We start from the raw sequence: 18,820 nt of genomic DNA on the forward strand, positions 1-18,820 counted from the left end.
GGAAAGCGCGTGGCAACGGGTTTTCCCTTTACCAATCAATGGTGCCTATGGACGTTTCCGACCTGCTCGACAGCATGAATGATAAACAACGTGAAGCCGTGGCTGCGCCACGCAGCAACCTGTTGGTGCTGGCCGGTGCAGGCAGCGGCAAGACCCGGGTGCTGGTGCATCGCATTGCCTGGCTACTGGCGGTGGAGAACTGCTCACCGTACTCCATCATGGCGGTGACCTTCACCAACAAGGCGGCGGCAGAGATGCGCCACCGTATCGAACACCTGATTGGCACCAGCCAGGGCGGCATGTGGATCGGCACCTTCCACGGCTTGGCACACCGCCTGCTGCGCGCTCATCATATGGACGCCAACCTGCCGCAGGACTTCCAGATCCTGGATAGTGAAGACCAGCTGCGCCTCCTGAAACGTATAGTGCGGGCGCTGAACATTGACGAGAAGCAATGGCCGCCGCGCCAGGCGATGTGGTACATCAACGGCAAGAAAGACGATGGCCTACGCCCACAGCATATCGAAAGCTACGGCAACCCGGTGGAAGCCACCTGGTTACGGATCTATCAGGCTTATCAGGAGGCTTGCGATCGTGCAGGGCTGGTCGATTTTGCCGAATTGCTGCTGCGCGCTCATGAGCTGTGGCTGAACAAGCCACATATCCTCAATCATTATCGTGAGCGCTTCACCAATATCCTGGTGGACGAATTCCAGGACACCAACCGCATCCAGTACGCCTGGATACACATGCTGGCCGGGGGTAAGGCCAACGTGATGATCGTGGGGGATGATGACCAGTCGATCTACGGCTGGCGTGGTGCGCAGGTGGAAAACATCCAGCGTTTCCTGAAGGATTTTCCCGGTGCAGAAACGGTGCGTCTGGAGCAGAACTACCGTTCGACCAGCACCATCCTGAAGGCTGCCAACACCCTGATCGCCAATAACGACGGGCGCATGGGCAAAAACCTGTGGACCGAAGGGGCTGAAGGTGAGCCGATCTCGATTTACTGTGCGTTCAACGAGCTGGATGAAGCCCGCTTTGTGGTTAACCGCATCAAGGCCTGGCAGGACAACGGCGGCGCGCTGAACGACTGTGCCATCCTGTATCGCAGCAACGCCCAATCGCGCGTGCTGGAAGAGGCCTTGCTGCAAACCGCCATGCCATACCGTATTTACGGCGGCATGCGCTTCTTCGAACGCCAGGAGATCAAGGATGCTCTGGCCTATCTGCGACTGATCGCCAACCGTAACGATGATGCGGCCTTTGAGCGCGTTGTGAATACCCCAACGCGCGGCATTGGCGATCGTACCCTCGATGTGGTGCGCCAGGCGGCACGAGACCGTCAACTGACGCTGTGGCAGGCTACGCGTGCGCTGCTGCAAGATAAGGTGCTGGCGGGCCGTGCAGCGTCCTCCCTGCAGCGTTTTCTGGAGCTGGTGGACTCACTGGCCCACGAAACCGCCGAAATGCCGTTGCATGTGCAAACCGACCGGGTGATCCGCGATTCCGGGCTGTTTATCATGTATGAGCAGGAAAAGGGCGAGAAGGGCCAGGCGCGTATCGAAAACCTTGAGGAACTGGTCACGGCCACGCGCCAATACAGCTACCAGGATGAAGATCAGGATCTGATGCCGTTGCAGGCCTTCCTGTCCCATGCCGCGTTGGAAGCGGGGGAAGGGCAGGCAGATGCCTATCAGGACGCGGTGCAGCTGATGACCCTGCACTCGGCCAAAGGGTTGGAGTTCCGCCAGGTGTTTATCGTCGGCATGGAAGAGGGCATGTTCCCAAGCCAGATGTCGCTGGACGAAGGTGGCCGCCTGGAAGAGGAGCGCCGCCTGGCCTATGTTGGCCTGACCCGTGCAATGCAAAAATTGACGCTGACCTATGCGGAAACCCGCCGCCTGTATGGCAAAGAGGTGTATCACCGGCCATCACGCTTTATCGGTGAGATCCCGGAAGACTGTGTGGAAGAGGTGCGCCTGCGTGCCAGCGTCTCCCGCTCGGTGAGCCACCGCCGGATGGGGACGCCGATCAGTGAAAACGACACTGGTTACAAGCTTGGGCAGCGCGTGCGCCATGCCAAGTTTGGCGAGGGCACCATCGTCAACCTGGAAGGCAGCGGTGAACACAGCCGGTTGCAGATCGCGTTTCAGGGTGAAGGCATCAAGTGGCTGGTAGCAGCCTACGCCAAGCTGGAAACGGTGTAACATCCCCTCACCCCAACCCTCTCCCACAGGGAGAGGGAGCTCAAAGTCCCTGCTCTGTTGGAAGCAAGAAGATAATCTCAGCAAAAATTGAGTTTACCTTCATCTAAGGTGAGTCAACAAAAGTCCATGATGTATCACCGTTTTTCAGACCAACTCGATCGGTCCCCTCGCCCTTTGGGAGAGGGAGCTGATAGCCCCTGCTCTGTTGGAAGCAAGAAGATAATCTCAGCAAAAATTGAGTTTACCTTCACCTAAGGTGAGTCAACAAAAGTCCATGATGTATCACCGTTTTTCAGACCAACTCGATCGGTCCCCTCGCCCTTTGGGAGAGGGAGCTGATAGCCCCTGCTCTGTTGGAAGTAAGAAGATAATCTCAGCAAAAATTGAGTTTACCTTCACCTAAGGTGAGTCAACAAAAGTCCATGATGTATCACCGTTCTTTCAGGCCAGCTCGATCGATCCCCTCGCCCTTTGGGAGAGGGTTAGGGTGAGGGGTTCAGTGTGCGAAACGATCGCCCACTTTGGCCGTCGCATACCAGCGCATCACTGCTTCGATCCCCTCGCCACCTTCCGGCGGAGCCCAGTGCATACAGTCTTCCTCGCCGAGCGCCTGATAAGGGCCCTGCTTCACTTCAAACACCACGCCACCCGGATCTACAGACAGCACGGCGTGCCAGGTAAACGCCGGCATCTCCAGCACCTTGGTTTCTTCGCCTAGCAGGGTACGTTGGGTGACCACGCCTTCGTCATTGAACTGTAGCACCACGAAACGGCCACGCAGCGGGGTGAGTAACTCCCAGGTCTGCGGGTGGCGGTGTGGGCGAATATAGGTGCCAGGCTCCATGGCAATTGCCAGGCGCTGCACCGGATCGCTCAACTCTTCATGTAAGGTACGGTGGGCACGCAGGCGTGGCAGTGTGGCTGCCTGTTCGCTCATGGTCGTCAAGTCGTGGGCGGTAATCTGTTTCATGTCGTCAATCCGCAATATTTCTGTGCGCTAATCTTAGCAAGATTCGTGGCTGCGGTCAGAGATCGCGACGCGGTTTTCCATCAGGCGTGGTCAAGGTTGCGGGAGTGTTACAAACCAGCCACGAGCGTGCTGAATTGTTGCGCTATTATCCACCCTAACCGGTTGACAGGCTTTTTCTTCTCGGCGTAACATGCGCGCACGAATATCAATGAGGACACACGCCTTGGACACACCCAGTAGATACTGGCTCACAGACCTGGACACCAGGTACAACTTCTAAGGCTATCCCATTGCGCTGATACCCTTCGTGGTTGTCGGCGACCCTCCCCAGCGTCGCTCCGAGTCAGATCTCTTCATGGTCTGGAACGAGCCGGTATTGCATACTTCCCTCGCTTTCTGTGCTTCAATGCGTTGTCTACCCCGTTACCATTAGGGAGTTTTGGCACATGCTAAGCGCTTTTAAATTAGATAACAGCCGCTTATCCCGTCTTGAGTTGGATGACTCAGATGATTTGACCTCGTCGCTGTGGGTTGACCTGGTCGAGCCGGAGGAGGGCGAACGCGAGCGCGTGCAAAATGAGTTGGGCCAAAGCCTGGCGACACGCCCCGAACTGGATGATATCGAAGCCTCGGCCCGTTTCTTCGAAGACGATGACGGCCTGCATATCCACTCCTTTTTCTACTACGAAGATGCCGAAGATCACGCGGGCAACTCTACCGTGGCATTCACCATCCGCGATGGCCGCCTGTATACCCTGCGTGAACGCGAACTGCCCGCTTTCCGGCTTTACCGGATGCGTGCGCGCAGCCTAAGAATGGTGGACGGCAACGCCTACGAGCTGCTGCTGGATCTGTTTGAAACCAAAATTGAGCAGTTGGCCGACGAGATTGAAAACGTCTACAGCGATCTGGAAAAGCTCAGCCGGGTGATTATGGAAGGGCACCAGGGCGACGAATATGATGAAGCGCTTTCCACGCTGGCCGAGCTGGAAGATATCGGCTGGAAGGTGCGCCTGTGTCTGATGGATACTCAACGCGCGCTGAATTTTCTGGTGCGCAAGGCGCGTTTACCAACCAGCCAGCTGGAACAGGCGCGGGAAGTGCTGCGCGATATCGAATCCCTGCTGCCGCATAACGAATCGCTGTTCCAGAAGGTCAACTTCCTGATGCAGGCGGCGATGGGCTTTATCAACATCGAACAGAACCGCATCATCAAGATCTTCTCGGTGGTATCGGTAGTGTTCCTGCCGCCGACGCTGGTGGCCTCAAGCTATGGGATGAACTTTGAGTTTATGCCTGAGCTGCGTTGGTCGTTCGGCTACCCGGGGGCGATTGCACTGATGATCGTGGCAGGGCTGGCACCTTATCTCTACTTCAAACGCAAGAACTGGCTTTAAATCCGGCTCTCGTACGCTTCGGGTGGTGGTCTACACCACCGCCCCATTTTATCTTCAATGATCCCCGCTTTCGCCCGTTAAACCGGGGTAGAATATCCCCACTGCTTATCGGCTCGTAAGGCATGCGTCTTAATGGAGAAGTTTCCACGCGTCATTCAATGGCTGATCCTGCTGCTGGCTTCGCTGGTGTTGGGGTTTGGTCTACAGGCCTTTCATGTTCCTGCCGCCTTGCTGCTGGGGCCAATGATTGTCGGCGTCGCGATGGGGCTGCTCGGCGCTTCGGTGCGCATCCCTGGCCCCTTATTTATTGCGGCACAGGCAATCTTGGGCTGTATGATTGCCCAGAGCCTTTCACCCAATATTCTTACTCCCTTGCTGGACGACTGGCCGCTGGTATTGCTGGTGCTGATCGCGACGCTGTTGGCGAGCGGCGTTTCCGGCTGGTGCCTGGTGCGTTTCAGTGGTCTGCCCGGCCCTACCGGTGCCTGGGGATCTTCCCCTGGCGGCGCATCGGCGATGGTAGCGATGGCGGGAGATTTCGGTGCAGATGTGCGGCTGGTGGCGTTTATGCAGTATCTGCGCGTGCTGTTTGTCGCGACGGCGGCAGCGGTCGTGGCGCGTATCGGCCTGGGAGATGAAGCTGGGCAGGGGAGCGCCGCTCTGGAGTGGTTCCCCGCCCTCGACTGGCGCTTTGCCGGTACTTTGGCCGTGGCCGTTATCGGCTCTTGGTTAGGACCGCGCCTGCGCATTCCTTCCGGAGCGCTGATGTTGCCAATGATCGCGGGGGCAGCATTACATTCCACTGGCATCATGGCATTACAGGTGCCCGAATGGCTGCTGGCGTTGGCCTACACGTTGATTGGCTGGAGCGTCGGGCTGCGTTTTACCCGGGCCATCTTCCTGCTGGCATTGCGCACCTTGCCGCAGATGGTGGTCTCGATTGTCGCGCTGATGCTGTTTTGCGGCGGGCTGGGGTGGATGTTGACCCTGTTCCTGCCGGTCGATCTGCTGACGGCCTATCTGGCCACCAGCCCCGGCGGATTGGATACCGTGGCGATCATCGCCGCAGGCAGCCGGGTTGATATGACCTTTGTGATGGCGATGCAGACGCTGCGGCTGTTTACTATTTTGCTGACCGGCCCGGCGATGGCCAGATTCATCTCTAACCATGCCCAGCCTGTACAATCAACGTAGCTTTCGTTGCTGGTATAAGGCATCCAACAGGAACAACACCAACGCCGCCCAGATAAAGCCAAAGGTCACCAGCTTATCCTGGCCGATGGTCTCACCGTAGAAGGTGACTGCCAGCAGGAACATCAACGTTGGCCCGAGGTATTGGAAGAACCCGAGCGTCGACAGGCGCAGACGGGTGGCCGCTGCGGTAAAGAACAGCAGTGGAACGGTGGTGACCACCCCGGCGGCAACCAGCAGTAAATTCAGCGACCAGGGGTTGGCGCTCAGATGGCTGGTTGGGCTATCGGCAATCAGGAACAGGTAGATGGCGGCCACCGGCAGCAGCCACAGGGTTTCGATCAGCATGCCGGTTTGTGCATCAATGGCAATCTTCTTGCGCAGCAGGCCGTAGAAGGCAAAGCTGAAGGCCAGGCCAAGTCCGATGATCGGCAGCGAACCAAACTGCCACAGCTGTACCAACACCCCGGTAAAGGCCAAGGCGACGGCCACCCACTGCATACGGCGGAAACGCTCGCCCAGGAACAGCATCCCCAGCAGCACGTTCACCAGTGGATTGATGAAATAGCCCAGGCTGGCCTCCAGCATATGGTGGTTATTCACCGCCCAGATAAACAGCAGCCAGTTCCCTCCCACCAGCAGCGCGGTGACGGCCAGCAGCAGTAGCCGCTTGCGGTTTTTACAGGCGGCCCGCACCTGCGGCCAGTTGCGGCCCAATGACACCAGCCCCAGCATAAAGAAGAACGACCAGATCACCCGGTGGGTGAGGATTTCATCGGCAGGGACCTGTTGGATCAGCTTGAAATAGGCGGGGGCGATACCCCAAATAAAATAGGCGGCCAGAGCAAAGAAAATGCCCTGCCGCGTTTGTTGTGCGTCCATGACGGTTACCGGGTGGGAAAAGGAGATGCGGTGATTTTACTGAAGATAACCGGCCGTGTCCCACAATTGTGTGGTTTGTGGAGCACAACCGGCTGGCAACCTTAGCCCACCAGGTAGGTGGCGGTGGCGCTGGCGATGTGTAAGCCATCGTGGTTGTGCAGCTCAACGCGGGCTACTGCCACTTTATTACCGCTGCGCAGTACGCTGGCGGACGCGACGAAATGTTCACCGCGGCCTGGGCGCAGATAGTCGACGCGCAGATCGATTGTCCCCATGCGCGATAGACGGGCCGCCAGCTCTTCTTCGATCAACGGGTCCTGGCGCATCAGCACGCTGCCAACGCACGCAAGCCCGGCGGCAACATCCAGTACGGAAGCGATCACGCCGCCATGCAGGATTTTCTGGGCGGCATTACCCACCAGCTTAGGTTGGTTGGTAAAGCTCAATTCAACGTAGTCATCCTCAAAGCGGCGAAGCTCCAGCCCCAATTCACGGTTAAACGGCATGTGATAGACGAAGATTTCGCCTATCTTCTGGCGGGCGGCCTCGAGGGTCAAAGTTGTGTGTGACATAGTTCCTTTCTTCATTTGAGTTTTGCCAGCCGATATACTGGTCAGTCCAGGTTAATGACTTGTGGATTTTATGCTTATCTTTTGTTGCTTTCCAGGCCTGGCAGATAAATGTATTCACTAGTGCGGTAAAACCAGCAATGTGTGTAAAATAGCCTGCTTTTATTTCCGGGTTTTTCCTTATCTTTCGAGAGTGAAAAAATTATGCGCGTTCTGTCTGGGATTGTGATGGCGATGCTGTTTGCGCCAGTAGTGGTGCAGGCCGATGAGGCCACCGAGCAAAAGAATCTGAATAAACCGGCGGTTCGTGGCAGCATCATCGGTAACATGCTGCAACACTATGATAATCCGTTCACTCTGTATCCTTATGAAACGAACTATCTAATCTATACCGACACCAGCGATCTGAATAAAGAAGCGATCGAATCCTATAGCTGGGCGGAAAATGCCCGTAAGGATGAGGTGAAGTTCCAGCTCAGCCTGGCCTTCCCGATCTGGCGTGGCATTGCTGGCGAAAACTCGGTCCTGGGGGCGTCTTACACCCAGCGGTCCTGGTGGCAGCTATCCAACCATGACGAATCCTCACCGTTCCGTGAAACCAACTACGAACCGCAAATTTTTGTCGGCTGGGCTACGGCGTATAAGTTTGCTGGCTGGACGCTGCGTGATATCGAAGTGGGTCTGAATCATGAGTCCAATGGCCGTGAAGATCCTACCTCACGCAGCTGGAACCGTGGCTATGCACGCCTGATGGCGCAGAACGGCGACTGGCAGGTCGAGGTCAAACCCTGGTTCCGCTTCTCGGAAAGAGACAGCAACGACGATAACCCGGATATCACCAAGTATATGGGCTATTACCGTCTGACGGTGGGCTATGCCTTGGGGGAAAGCGTGTTCAGTGCCGAAGGCCAGTACAACTGGAATAGCGGTTATGGCGGCGCGCAGGTGGGCTGGAGCTACCCAATTACCAGCCATGTTCGTTTCTATACCCAGGTGTTCAGCGGCTACGGCGAATCGATGATTGATTACAACTTCAAGCAGACACGGCTGGGTGTTGGTGTCATGCTTAACGATATTATGTAGTTTAGGTAATAACGGTGTCAGTCAGGCACCGTGATAGCGATAAATGGGGAAGTGTGTGTCAACCGCAGCAGTGATAAACAGAGAGTTGCTGGCAGAGCAGGTATTACGCGATACCTTCGGCTACCAGCAGTTCCGTCCGGGTCAACAAACGATTATCAACGCAATTATCGGCGGCCAGGATTGCCTGGTGGTGATGCCGACCGGCGGGGGTAAATCGCTGTGCTATCAAATCCCGGCGCTGGTGATGGATGGACTGACGCTGGTGGTATCCCCACTGATTTCCTTGATGAAAGATCAGGTCGATCAGCTCTTGGTCTATGGCGTTTCCGCCGCCTGCTATAACTCGACGCAAACGCGCGAGCAGCAGCTTGAGGTGATGGCAGGTTGCCGCAGCGGCCAGATCAAGATGCTGTATATCGCCCCTGAACGGCTGATGATGGACAGCTTCCTCGAACTGTTGGATCACTGCCCGCCGGTGATGCTGGCGGTGGACGAGGCGCACTGTATTTCCCAGTGGGGCCACGACTTCCGCCCGGAATACCGCGCACTGGGCCAGTTGAAGCAACGTTTCCCGACCATGCCGGTAGTGGCATTGACGGCCACCGCCGATGAAGCCACGCGGGGGGATATCGTTCGCCTGTTGGCGCTAGACGAGCCGCTAATCCAGATCAGCAGTTTCGACCGCCCCAATATCCGCTACACGCTGGTGGAGAAGTTCAAGCCGCTCGACCAACTTTGGCGCTTCGTGCAGGATCAGCGCGGTAAAAGCGGCATTATTTACTGCAACAGCCGCGCCAAGGTGGAAGACACCACCGCACGTCTGCAAAGCCGTGGATTGAGCGTTGGGGCCTATCACGCCGGGCTGGACAACGAACGCCGCTCCCAGGTGCAGGAGGCTTTCCAGCGTGATGATTTGCAGGTGGTGGTGGCTACCGTCGCCTTCGGTATGGGCATCAACAAACCTAACGTCCGTTTTGTGGTGCACTTCGATATTCCGCGCAACATAGAGTCCTATTATCAGGAGACTGGCCGTGCAGGGCGTGATGGCCTGCCAGCGGAAGCGATCCTGCTGTATGACCCGGCGGATATGGCCTGGTTACGCCGTTGCCTGGAAGAGAAACCGGCGGGGCAGCAGTTGGATATCGAACGCCATAAGCTCAACGCCATGGGGGCATTTGCCGAAGCGCAAACCTGTCGCCGCCTGGTGCTGCTGAACTACTTCGGGGAAGGCAAGCAGCAGGCCTGTGGCAACTGCGATATCTGCCTCGATCCGCCCAAGCGTTATGACGGCCTGGAGGATGCCCGCAAGGCGCTCTCGGCGATTGGCCGCGTTGGGCAACGCTTCGGCATTGGCTATGTGGTGGAGGTGCTACGCGGCTCCAATAACCAGCGTATCCGCGAGTTTGGTCATGAAAAGCTGCCGGTGTACGGCATTGGCCGCGATCAGACCACCGAACACTGGACCAGCGTGCTGCGCCAACTGATCCATCTGGGCTTTATCACCCAGAACATAGCGATGCATTCGGCATTGCAACTGACCGAAGCCGCGCGCCCGGTGCTGCGTGGCGAAGTTGTGTTACAGCTGGCGGTGCCGCGTATTCAGAGCTTCAAGGTACGCAGCAGCGCCAATCAGAAATCCTACGGCGGCAATTACGATCGCAAGCTGTTTGCCAAACTGCGCAAGCTGCGTAAATCGATTGCCGACGAAGAGAACATCCCCCCGTACGTGGTGTTCAACGACGCAACGCTGCTGGAGATGGCCGAACAGATGCCGATCAGGGCCAGCGAGTTGTTGAGCGTCAACGGCGTGGGGCAGCGTAAGCTGGAACGTTTTGGTGCGCCATTTATGGCGCTGATCCGCGCTCACCTCGACGGTGACGACGAATAAGGATAATCACTCATGCTGATGTTGTTTTTAACGGTGGCGATGGTGCATATCATTGCTTTGATGAGCCCAGGCCCGGACTTCTTTTTTGTGTCGCAAACCGCGGCCAGCCGTTCCCGTCGCGAGGCGATGATGGGCGTGGTGGGGATCTCCCTTGGCGTCATGGTCTGGGCCGGTGTGGCGCTGCTGGGGTTGAACCTGATCCTGCAAAAGATGGCCTGGCTGCACCAGATCATCATGGTGGGCGGTGGTCTGTATCTGTGCTGGATGGGCTGGCAACTGCTGCGCTCCGCCCGTAGCCAGAATGCGCTAACTGCTCCGGCAGCAGAAGTGAAGGTGGCGTTACCCAAGCCGGGCCGCAGCTTTATCCGTGGCTTGCTCACCAACCTTTCCAATCCCAAGGCCGTTATCTACTTCGGTAGCGTGTTCTCGCTGTTTGTCTGTGAGGATGTGGGGGCCGGAGCGCGCTGGGGATTGTTCGCTCTGATCACCGGTGAAACCTTTATCTGGTTCACCCTGGTGGCGATCATCTTTGCGTTACCCGCTATGCGCCGGGGCTATCAGCGGATGGCGAAATGGATCGATGGCCTGGCCGGGGTGTTGTTCACCGGTTTTGGCCTGCATCTGATCTTCACGCGTTAATGATTACCGGGCCGACCCCTGCGGCCCGGTAGATCATGCCTTTCTAGCCGTTGCCAGTAATCCCGCCACCAGAATAAACAGCGAGCCAAAAATCCGGTTTAACAACTGCATTTGGCGCGGGGTCTTTAACCAACCGGCAATGCGGGTGGCCAGCGTGGCATAGCCAATCATCACCAGAATATCGATCACCACCGTGGTGACGCCGAGAATGACATACTGCTCGGCCTGGGGCTGGTTGGGCATGATAAACTGCGGGAACAGTGCCGCCAGAAACACGATGCTCTTGGGGTTGGTCAGATTCACCAGTACGGCGCGGCGAAACAGACGACGTCGTGGCATGGTGCCTGCCAGAGTGTGCAGATCCAACGCACCTGCGGCGCGCCATTGCTGGATACCCAGCCACACCAGATAGGCCGCACCAAACCATTTCAGCAGCTCAAAGGCCAACAGCGATTGGGAGACTACCGCGCCGAGGCCAATCCCCACCAGCACGATATGGATACTCAGGCCAACCTGGAGGCCTGCAATTGACGCCGCTGCCCCGCGATAGCCGTGGCTGATGCCGGTACTCATAGTGTTGATGGCACCGGAACCGGGGGAAAGACTGAGGATGAGGGTTGTCAGCAGATAGGTTAACCACCAGTCTAAGGTCATTGCAATGCTCCCTGAATACACCAATTTGTGCCACAATACGCTAGTATGATTTCCCGTGCCAGAGATCACATTTACCTCTCTGAACATCCCGTTAAAAGGTAGGCCATGTCGTCAATCACCCTCGATCCAGCTGAATGGTTAAACCGTGAAAAGCAGTTCTCTGCCTTCGCGACCGGGCCACTGCTGGATTTTTGGCGGGGACGTGAGGAAGGGGAGTTCACCGGCGTCGGGGGCGTACCCATCCGCTTTGTGCGCTTAGCTTCCCCGTTACACCAGCGGGTGGTGGTGATAAGCCCCGGGCGCATCGAAAGCTATATCAAGTACCCCGAAGTGGCGTACGATCTGTTTCACTGCGGCTATGACGTGATGATCATCGATCATCGTGGTCAGGGGTTATCCGGGCGGATGCTGGCAGATACTCACCGGGGGCATGTGGTAAACTTTGCCGACTACGTAGACGATTTTGCCCAGTTTTATCATCAGCAGGTTAAACCCTTGGGTTACCGGCAGCACGTCGCGCTGGCACACTCGATGGGGGGCGCGATACTGGCTCAGTTTTTGGCACGTGAGCCACAGGCGTTTGCCGCAGTAGCACTCTGCGCGCCGATGTTGGGTATTTATCTGCCGATGCCGGGCTGGATGGCCAACGGTATTTTGAACTGGACGGAAAAGCGCCCAGGGCTGCGTGACTATTACGCGGTAGGCACCGGGCATTGGCGTCCCTTGCCCTTTGTGGTCAATACGCTGACCCACAGCCGCGAGCGTTATCGCCGCAACCTGCGTTATTACGCCGATCATCCAGAGCTGCGGGTCGGTGGGCCAACTTATCACTGGGTTAAGGAAAGTATTCAGGCCGGGCAGCAGATCATTGCCCAGGCTGCTAACATCACTACGCCGATTTTATTATTGCAGGCCGGTGAGGATCGGGTGGTAGACAACCGTTCCCAGCGCGCTTTTTGTCAGGCACTGTCAGACGCGGGGCACCCTTGTGAAGGGGGAAAACCGTGGGTTATCAAAGGCGCTCGCCATGAGATCCTGTTTGAACGGGACGCGATGCGCGCCGAGGCACTGAACGCAATCCTGCGATTCTTTGCTCAGCACTTAGGCGGTACTGCTGCCGCCGAAAATTCCACTAGAGGTTAGAACATATCGCTATGTATCACGTCGTTGCTTCCGATTTAGATGGCACTCTGCTGTCCCCTGAGCACACCCTGACACCGTACGCCAAAGAAACGCTGCAGCTGCTGACGCAGCAGGGCGTGCACTTTGTTTTCGCTACCGGCCGCCACCATATCGACGTTTCCCAGATCCGCGATAATCTCGGCATCAGTGCTTTTATGATCACCTCCAACGGTGCGCGGGTACATAACACCGCCGGTGAGCTGATCTTCAGCCACAACCTGGATGAGGATATCGCCCGCGATCTGTACAACATGATGCACGACAACCAGGAGATCCTGACCAACGTCTACCGCAACGACGACTGGTTCATGAACCGTGAAAGCCCGGAGCAGGAAGCCTTTTTCCAGGAATCGATCTTTAAATATCAGTTGTTTGAGCCGGGCTTGCTGGAAACCGATGGCGTGTGCAAGGTGTATTTCACCTGCGACGATCATGAAAAACTGCTGCCGCTGGAAGATGCCATCAACGCGCGTTGGGGCGATCGGGTCAACGTCAGCTTCTCGTTCCCAACCTGCCTGGAAGTGATGGCCGGTGGCGTCTCGAAAGGCCATGCGTTGGAAGAAGTCGCCAAGATCATCGGCTATTCGCTCAAAGAGTGCATCGCCTTTGGCGACGGCATGAACGATCTGGAAATGCTGTCGATGGCGGGGAAAGGCTGCATCATGCAGGATGCCCAGCAGCGTCTGAAAGACAAACTACCGGAGCTGGAAGTGATTGGCTCCAACGTTGACGACGCGGTGCCTCATTACCTGCGTAAAATGTACTCGATTTAACTGATTGGGCGCAGTCTTCACCGGCTGCGCCCGCCGAGCGACTCAGCTCACATTCCGTGCTACAAAACGATTTACCATTGGGTTCAGTGCTATGCACCTGAGATGGAAAACGTCTGTGTTGGTACCGACGCCATCCGACCGATCTGTGCCGGCTGTTGATAGCCACGGCATAAAGCACGGCTTATAGCAGAGCACTTACGTTATTGAAACAGCAAGGCAAATGCCCTCCAAGCCTAGTGCACCGTCAGGTGAACGACGTTTACAGTCTCCAAGGGATAGCCTAAGGGAACGTTTTCCCTAGCCCGAATTAAATCATTTGGCTAAAGTTCATTTGAGCCATCAGTTTGTAATTGTCAGCATAATCTACCGGGATCGCCACCACCACCGGCCCCTCAATTTCCATAGCCTTACGCAACATATACCGCAAATCCTCCACTGATTGCACTGCAAATCCGACGGCGCCGCATGCCTCTGCATAGGCTTTGAAATCAATCGGGCCAAACTCTACACCAGACTTGCGTTGATATTTACTCACCTCCTGCATCTCCACCATGTTGTAGGCATTATCCACCCAAATCACATGCACAATATTGGCTTTCAGCCGCACTGCGGTTTCCAGCTCCATGCTCGACTGCATAAATCCCCCATCGCCGGAGATGGATAACACTTTGTCTCCCGGCCGGACCAACGCCGCACCAATGGCCCACGGCAGGGCAACCCCCATGGTTTGCTGGCCATTGGAGATCAGGAGTTGGCGGGCGCGGAAGCAATACAAATAGCGAGCGATCCAGATATGGAAGCTCCCCATATCCACACATAGCGTCACGTCATCGCTGACGATATCCTGCAGTTCCTTGACGATGCGCAACGGATGAATCGGCATGCCGCCACGGCCTGCAGCACGCTCTGCCAGCTCTGCGCGCTGTAGGCCGAGATCGGATAAGATCAGTTCCACCTCGGCAGGCATACTGAGCACATTGCTGAAACCTTCGGTCAGCAAATTGATAGTGGCGTTGATATTGCCGATAAGCTCCACATCTGGGCGGTAACAGGTATCAATTTCGGCCGGTTGTACATCGATATGTACCAGCATCAACCGCCTTTGGCTGTTCCACATGCAGGGGTCGTATTCGATCGGGCTATAACCCACACTGACCACCAGATCGGCCTTTTGCAACAGTTGGTCGGCAGGCTGATTGTTGAATAACCCGACGCGGCCAGCAAAGCGGGAAAAATCATTAACGTCAATCACTCCGGCGGCCTGATAGGTTCCTACCACCGGCATATGCGTACGCTGTAACAAATGGCGTATTGCGGCACTGTTTTCTGGGCGGCTGGCTTGCAGCCCCAGTAACAGTACCGGACATTTCGCCTGCTGGATCAGTTTAAGCGCCTCATGAATGTCTTCGGTTGAAGCGGCCCCCAGACGGGGTGAGCGGCATCCGGTCAGCACCGGTGCCGTAACCGGTTCATTGATGATATCCATCGGCAAGCTGATAAACGCAGCCCCAGGACGGCCAAATTCAGCACTGCGAAACGCATTGGCCATGACTTCTGAAATGGCGGAGCCGGTATGTACCTCGGCACAATATTTGGTTACTGGCCGGAACATGCTGACGGTATCCATGCTCTGGTGTGTTTGTTTCAGATTGTCAGCACGTTTTACCGCTCCGCCCAAGGCCACCACCGCATCCCCTTCGGAGGTTGCGGTGGCCAACCCGGTGATCAGGTTAGAACTGCCCGGCCCGGAGGTCACCAGTGCGACCCCTGCCTTGCCGGTCAAGCGGCCAACTGCTGCTGCCATAAACGCCGCGTTGGCTTCGTGACGTACCACCACGGTTTTTATCTCAGGTTCATCTTCCAACGCATCGAATACGCGGTCTATTTTAGCTCCGGGGATACCAAATACCTGTTTCACACCCTGCGCGTGCAGATTTTTAACCACCAAATCTGCCCCACACCGCCAGTGATTGTCTGAACCAACCATAATCCACCTCCTGAAAAAACGACGCCGATTAACCCTCGGCAGAACGAATGGCGCAATCCAAATCCTCTGGACAGAGGTCGGCGCGCAGGAAATCCGCATCGTGCGGCAATTGAAGATTGAGACGAGCGATCACGCCAAACTGCAGACGGCCATGATCGAGCTGATAATCCAATACATGACCCCCACCGATGCGATCGTCGGTGATAAAGTGTTCGTGGTAACCCGCAACACTGATGCCCTGCATATAATCAGGTGAGCGGAACCCCACCAATGTGCCGCTGCGTTGCTGAAATGCAAAGGTCGGCTGCGCTTCGATCGCTTCCAGCATCGGTTTGTAGGGTCGCTCTTGCCGCGGTACGGTCCGAGTTTCCACATGGCTGAACAGACCATCAACCCGTAGCGCACAGAACAGATTAGGTGAAGCTACCTGCTGGTCGATGTACCGGTGCAGGTCGGCTTTGCAGATCGGTTTTTCAATCTTTAGCGTCACACTAGGCTGAAAAAAAGTGACCACCGCGAACGGCGTTCTTTGTTGCAGATTGGCCGCACGGGCGCTGCCATCTGCACGCAACTGATGAACTTCCCGATCAAAAGCGATCAGTTCGCCATCAAGATGGTTGAAGGTCCCCAGGCCGAAGTTACCGTGTTTGAGCAACTCGGCGATAGTGACATCCCCTTCGTAAACACCATCAAGCAAGGCGCTCATCAATGAGGTCTGATAAATTTCCCCCTGACCACAATCCAGCACTTGCCTGGCAAAACCATGCGCCAGCTGCTGCGCACATGAACAGCCATGATTTTCATTCATTACTACCTCCTCCACCCGCACGGCACCTAAGGTACGATGCGTTTAAATGCTCTAAAACATGAGCAAACCTGCCGCTGCTAAAGTGCTCACTTAGAACCCTTCAGCTGGCAACGGCAAAAAACAGTGACACAAACAGGCAACGTGCCGGACTCAACCAGAGTCTAGGTAAAACAAAGACCTTCTAATGATTTTAACCGTGACACACCACATTCTCGGTTAATGTGGTATTAGTTTGAAAATGAACGCGGCAGATAAATTCACTAAACAATGTCTTATTTTTAGCTCATAAAGAATGTGTTAAGGATTTTTATCTTGATAATTGAATTTTTTTAGCATGATGCCGTTGCTTCACTGAGGGGGTAGAGTAACGTTAACTCAGCCGGTAGAGAACTGAGTATTCATAAGAAATGCTTTTGCATATAATGCAAAGATGAATGACGCACGCTATGCCGAACATTTGCCGATCTTTCTCGATGTTGCCCAATTGGGTAGCTTCTCTGCCGCCGCACGAAAACTGGGTATGGTGCCTTCTTCATTGGTGCGGCATATCGATACGTTGGAAGGTGAACTTGGCGTCATGCTGTTTGTGCGCTCAACTCGCGGCCTGGTGCTGACCGAAGCTGGTGAAATTCTGAAAAAGCGCGCCTCACAGTTGCTTACGCAAATCATCGATATCCGCGCCGAACTGGCAGCGCAAAACGAGACTCCGCAAGGCGTGCTGCGTATCAGTTGCTTGCCCACTTTCGGTAAAACCTATCTGTTGCCGCTCTTACCGGTGCTAATCCAGCGTTATCCAAGGTTGGTAGTTGAGTTGGATCTCACCGAACGCCAGACCGATCCGAAACAAGAAATGCTGGACGCCGCCATCCGTATTGGCGAGCAGAAAGACAGTTCACTGTACGCAAACCGCATCGCTACACAGCGCTGGTTCATGTGTGCCAGCCCGGACTATATCGTTCGCAATGGGAAACCGGCCAACCTACAGGAGTTACGTGATCATCAGTTGATCGCCCGCTATCACAAACAGCAACCCGCTTGCTGGGCGCAAATCCTCAGTGAACCTCTGATGAATCAGTGCAAGATGGTGCTGCGCTGTGATGATTTCTCGGCACAACGCCAAGCGGCATTACTCGGATTAGGCATCACTTTTTTGCCTAACTGGGTGGTGGGGCCGGATATTCAGGCAGGAAGTTTGTTGCCCCTGCTGGCAGATCCACGCGGCGAGGAACAAGGGATCTATCTATTGCGCCCAGCAGCCAGAATTTCGGCCAAATTGAGCGTTTTTATGAGTTTGCTCACTGAGCGTATTGGTCAACCTCCAAGCTGGCAATGAAGTGGCTCGATCGAGCTTTTCAATCCCGGTTCAGCCTCTGGCATAGGCATTTATGTGGTTGCTTTGCTGTTACGGCAGACTTGGTTCTGATCCCCACCGGATAACCCGGTGGGGGAGTCGTCGTTACTTATGTTGCCCCTGCTTTTGCAGGAACTGGACGCCCTTGTCCGGGAAGTCGGTAAACACGCCGTCAACGCCCGCCTGATTGTAAATTGCGTCGAACAGCTGGTTCACGTCGGTGACGTATTTAGGCAGCTTATCGGCACGAATGGTGTAAGGATGTACCGCCATATTGCTGGCGTGAGCGTCCTTGACCATATCGGTCAACACGATCTTGTTCGGCTTGGATTTCTCTTCGACGATCAGCATGTGATAGTCAGGCCCGATGCCATCGGCATACTGGGCGATCTTTTTCATCGCACCCGGTTTGAACATCCAATCGTAGTCATAATTGACCCACTTGCCATCGGCCTTCTGCTCGTAGGTTTCGTTCCAGTCGGTGTAGGCAATCAGCTGCACCAGCTTCAGATCCATCCCCATCTTGGGTTCCAGCTGATCCTTGATGCGTTTGAGCTCGTTGGCATCAAAACACTGCAGATAGACGTTGTCGCTCTTGCTGGTGTAACCGTATTGCTTGAGAACTTCCAGCACCTTGGTGGAGATGTCTTTTCCTTCCTGCTGATGGAACCAGGGGGCCTTGATTTCCGGGTAGAGGCCGATGTTCTTGCCGGTTGAATGGTTGAGCCCCTGCACGAACTCGATCTCTTCCTGGAAGGTGTGGACGCGGAAGTCGGATTTGCCCATCGGGAAGCGGCCAGGGTAGCTTTGCACCTGCTTACCGTCTTTGATATCAAAGCCTTCGGTGAACTTCAGTGATTTGATCTCAGGCAGCGTAAAGTCGATGGCGTAGTAGCGGCCATCTTTACGCGCCCGGTCCGGGAAACGTTCGGCAACGTCGGTGACGCGATCCAGATAGTGGTCGTGCAACACTACCAGCTCGTTGTCTTTGGTCATCACCAGATCTTGCTCAAGGAAGTCGGCGCCCTGCGCGTAGGCCATTGCCTTGGCCGGTAACGTATGCTCCGGCAGATAGCCGCTGGCACCGCGGTGAGCGATAACGACTTTATCCGCAGCCTGGGCGGCACTGAGCATTGAAGTGGCAAGAATGATCCCTGTCAGCAGGGCTTTGGTTTGAGTCCGCATTCTGTGTAGCTCCATGTTGTAGAGGTAAGAAAAAGGCCGCACAAGCGCGGC

The 18,820-nt window shown here is 55.7% G+C and carries 17 protein-coding genes; 10 read left to right on the forward strand and 7 right to left on the reverse strand.

Annotated features, from left to right (window positions below; all coding sequences use genetic code 11):
* Positions 1-47: 47 nt before the first annotated feature.
* Entirely contained in the window at positions 48-2,210 is a 2,163-nt protein-coding gene (gene uvrD, locus AC6HVW_RS19850) for a DNA helicase II (protein WP_021181533.1), read from the forward strand.
* Positions 2,211-2,706: 496 nt separating this feature from the next.
* Here uvrD and AC6HVW_RS19855 read toward each other — a convergent pair whose 3' ends face one another.
* A complete protein-coding gene (locus AC6HVW_RS19855) occupies positions 2,707-3,180 on the reverse strand; it encodes a WbuC family cupin fold metalloprotein (protein WP_024484664.1) in 474 nt (157 codons plus the stop codon).
* A 208-nt stretch (positions 3,181-3,388) separates the two neighbouring features.
* Here AC6HVW_RS19855 and ysgD point away from each other — a divergent pair, with 208 nt between their 5' ends.
* The 3 genes from ysgD to AC6HVW_RS19870 all read left to right on the forward strand — a co-directional run bounded on the left by ysgD (position 3,389) and on the right by AC6HVW_RS19870 (position 5,771).
* Positions 3,389-3,460: a YsgD/CorL family protein gene (gene ysgD / locus AC6HVW_RS19860; RefSeq protein WP_363136375.1), complete on the forward strand. Its 72-nt coding sequence runs from the start codon at positions 3,389-3,391 to the stop codon at positions 3,458-3,460.
* A gap of 166 nt (positions 3,461-3,626) precedes the next feature.
* A complete protein-coding gene (corA, locus tag AC6HVW_RS19865) occupies positions 3,627-4,577 on the forward strand; it encodes a magnesium/cobalt transporter CorA (RefSeq protein WP_021807767.1) in 951 nt (316 codons plus the stop codon).
* A 132-nt stretch (positions 4,578-4,709) separates the two neighbouring features.
* On the forward strand, positions 4,710-5,771 hold the full coding sequence (locus AC6HVW_RS19870; RefSeq protein WP_071681759.1) for an AbrB family transcriptional regulator: 1,062 nt from the start codon (positions 4,710-4,712) through the stop codon (positions 5,769-5,771).
* On the opposite strand, the gene rarD is transcribed toward AC6HVW_RS19870, so the two are convergent.
* Both rarD and AC6HVW_RS19880 read right to left on the reverse strand, forming a co-directional pair.
* Positions 5,763-6,650 carry an EamA family transporter RarD gene (gene rarD, locus AC6HVW_RS19875; RefSeq protein WP_021807769.1) on the reverse strand — a complete coding sequence of 296 codons (888 nt, stop codon included), beginning with the start codon at positions 6,648-6,650 and terminating at the stop codon, positions 5,763-5,765. The genes AC6HVW_RS19870 and rarD overlap by 9 nt on opposite strands.
* Positions 6,651-6,751: 101 nt before the next feature.
* Positions 6,752-7,222 (reverse strand): thioesterase family protein, encoded by a 471-nt coding sequence (locus AC6HVW_RS19880; RefSeq protein WP_071681761.1) that lies wholly within the window; start codon positions 7,220-7,222, stop codon positions 6,752-6,754.
* 201 nt (positions 7,223-7,423) lie between these two features.
* On the opposite strand from AC6HVW_RS19880, the gene pldA reads away from it, so the two are divergent.
* The 3 genes from pldA to rhtC are packed head-to-tail and all read left to right on the forward strand — an operon-like array spanning position 7,424 to position 10,829.
* Positions 7,424-8,302, forward strand: a complete 879-nt coding sequence (gene pldA, locus AC6HVW_RS19885; protein ID WP_071681763.1) for a phospholipase A — start codon at positions 7,424-7,426, stop codon at positions 8,300-8,302.
* A gap of 55 nt (positions 8,303-8,357) precedes the next feature.
* Positions 8,358-10,190, forward strand: a complete 1,833-nt coding sequence (gene recQ / locus AC6HVW_RS19890; RefSeq protein WP_186486933.1) for an ATP-dependent DNA helicase RecQ — start codon at positions 8,358-8,360, stop codon at positions 10,188-10,190.
* Positions 10,191-10,202: 12 nt separating this feature from the next.
* Complete coding sequence (gene rhtC / locus AC6HVW_RS19895) at positions 10,203-10,829, forward strand: threonine export protein RhtC (RefSeq protein ID WP_186486932.1); 627 nt, start codon at positions 10,203-10,205, stop codon at positions 10,827-10,829.
* A 33-nt stretch (positions 10,830-10,862) separates the two neighbouring features.
* Here the strand turns inward: rhtC and rhtB are convergent, their stop codons facing one another.
* Positions 10,863-11,483, reverse strand: a complete 621-nt coding sequence (rhtB, locus tag AC6HVW_RS19900; RefSeq protein ID WP_021181524.1) for a homoserine/homoserine lactone efflux protein — start codon at positions 11,481-11,483, stop codon at positions 10,863-10,865.
* 105 nt (positions 11,484-11,588) lie between these two features.
* Between rhtB and pldB the strand changes: the two genes are divergently transcribed.
* Positions 11,589-12,626 carry a lysophospholipase L2 gene (pldB, locus tag AC6HVW_RS19905; RefSeq protein WP_071681766.1) on the forward strand — a complete coding sequence of 346 codons (1,038 nt, stop codon included), beginning with the start codon at positions 11,589-11,591 and terminating at the stop codon, positions 12,624-12,626.
* Between the two features lie 11 nt (positions 12,627-12,637).
* Positions 12,638-13,438 carry a sugar/pyridoxal phosphate phosphatase YigL gene (yigL, locus tag AC6HVW_RS19910; RefSeq protein WP_021181522.1) on the forward strand — a complete coding sequence of 267 codons (801 nt, stop codon included), beginning with the start codon at positions 12,638-12,640 and terminating at the stop codon, positions 13,436-13,438.
* A 307-nt stretch (positions 13,439-13,745) separates the two neighbouring features.
* Here the strand turns inward: yigL and alsS are convergent, their stop codons facing one another.
* Both alsS and budA read right to left on the reverse strand, forming a co-directional pair.
* Positions 13,746-15,425, reverse strand: coding sequence for an acetolactate synthase AlsS (gene alsS / locus AC6HVW_RS19915; RefSeq protein WP_186486931.1), 1,680 nt, complete (start codon positions 15,423-15,425; stop codon positions 13,746-13,748).
* Positions 15,426-15,453: 28 nt separating this feature from the next.
* On the reverse strand, positions 15,454-16,233 hold the full coding sequence (gene budA, locus AC6HVW_RS19920) for an acetolactate decarboxylase (RefSeq protein WP_071681770.1): 780 nt from the start codon (positions 16,231-16,233) through the stop codon (positions 15,454-15,456).
* A 430-nt stretch (positions 16,234-16,663) separates the two neighbouring features.
* On the opposite strand from budA, the gene AC6HVW_RS19925 reads away from it, so the two are divergent.
* Positions 16,664-17,566, forward strand: coding sequence for a LysR family transcriptional regulator (locus tag AC6HVW_RS19925; protein ID WP_071681772.1), 903 nt, complete (start codon positions 16,664-16,666; stop codon positions 17,564-17,566).
* A 123-nt stretch (positions 17,567-17,689) separates the two neighbouring features.
* Here AC6HVW_RS19925 and glpQ read toward each other — a convergent pair whose 3' ends face one another.
* Positions 17,690-18,769 carry a glycerophosphodiester phosphodiesterase gene (gene glpQ, locus AC6HVW_RS19930; protein WP_071681774.1) on the reverse strand — a complete coding sequence of 360 codons (1,080 nt, stop codon included), beginning with the start codon at positions 18,767-18,769 and terminating at the stop codon, positions 17,690-17,692.
* Positions 18,770-18,820: the final 51 nt, after the last annotated feature.

Source organism: Serratia sp. NCCP-200, from assembly GCF_059697885.1.

Excerpts from the sequence above, each read along its gene's own strand:
- uvrD (WP_021181533.1), top strand. The coding sequence starts at position 48 with ATGGACGTTTCCGACCTGCTCGACAGCATGAATGATAAACAACGTGAA.
- corA (WP_021807767.1), top strand. The coding sequence starts at position 3,627 with ATGCTAAGCGCTTTTAAATTAGATAACAGCCGCTTATCCCGTCTTGAG.
- budA (WP_071681770.1), bottom strand. The coding sequence starts at position 16,233 with ATGAATGAAAATCATGGCTGTTCATGTGCGCAGCAGCTGGCGCATGGT.
- alsS (WP_186486931.1), bottom strand. The coding sequence starts at position 15,425 with ATGGTTGGTTCAGACAATCACTGGCGGTGTGGGGCAGATTTGGTGGTT.
- AC6HVW_RS19870 (WP_071681759.1), top strand. The coding sequence starts at position 4,710 with ATGGAGAAGTTTCCACGCGTCATTCAATGGCTGATCCTGCTGCTGGCT.
- AC6HVW_RS19855 (WP_024484664.1), bottom strand. The coding sequence starts at position 3,180 with ATGAAACAGATTACCGCCCACGACTTGACGACCATGAGCGAACAGGCA.
- yigL (WP_021181522.1), top strand. The coding sequence starts at position 12,638 with ATGTATCACGTCGTTGCTTCCGATTTAGATGGCACTCTGCTGTCCCCT.
- glpQ (WP_071681774.1), bottom strand. The coding sequence starts at position 18,769 with ATGCGGACTCAAACCAAAGCCCTGCTGACAGGGATCATTCTTGCCACT.
- pldA (WP_071681763.1), top strand. The coding sequence starts at position 7,424 with ATGCGCGTTCTGTCTGGGATTGTGATGGCGATGCTGTTTGCGCCAGTA.
- rhtB (WP_021181524.1), bottom strand. The coding sequence starts at position 11,483 with ATGACCTTAGACTGGTGGTTAACCTATCTGCTGACAACCCTCATCCTC.
- pldB (WP_071681766.1), top strand. The coding sequence starts at position 11,589 with ATGTCGTCAATCACCCTCGATCCAGCTGAATGGTTAAACCGTGAAAAG.
- AC6HVW_RS19880 (WP_071681761.1), bottom strand. The coding sequence starts at position 7,222 with ATGTCACACACAACTTTGACCCTCGAGGCCGCCCGCCAGAAGATAGGC.
- rarD (WP_021807769.1), bottom strand. The coding sequence starts at position 6,650 with ATGGACGCACAACAAACGCGGCAGGGCATTTTCTTTGCTCTGGCCGCC.
- AC6HVW_RS19925 (WP_071681772.1), top strand. The coding sequence starts at position 16,664 with ATGAATGACGCACGCTATGCCGAACATTTGCCGATCTTTCTCGATGTT.
- rhtC (WP_186486932.1), top strand. The coding sequence starts at position 10,203 with ATGCTGATGTTGTTTTTAACGGTGGCGATGGTGCATATCATTGCTTTG.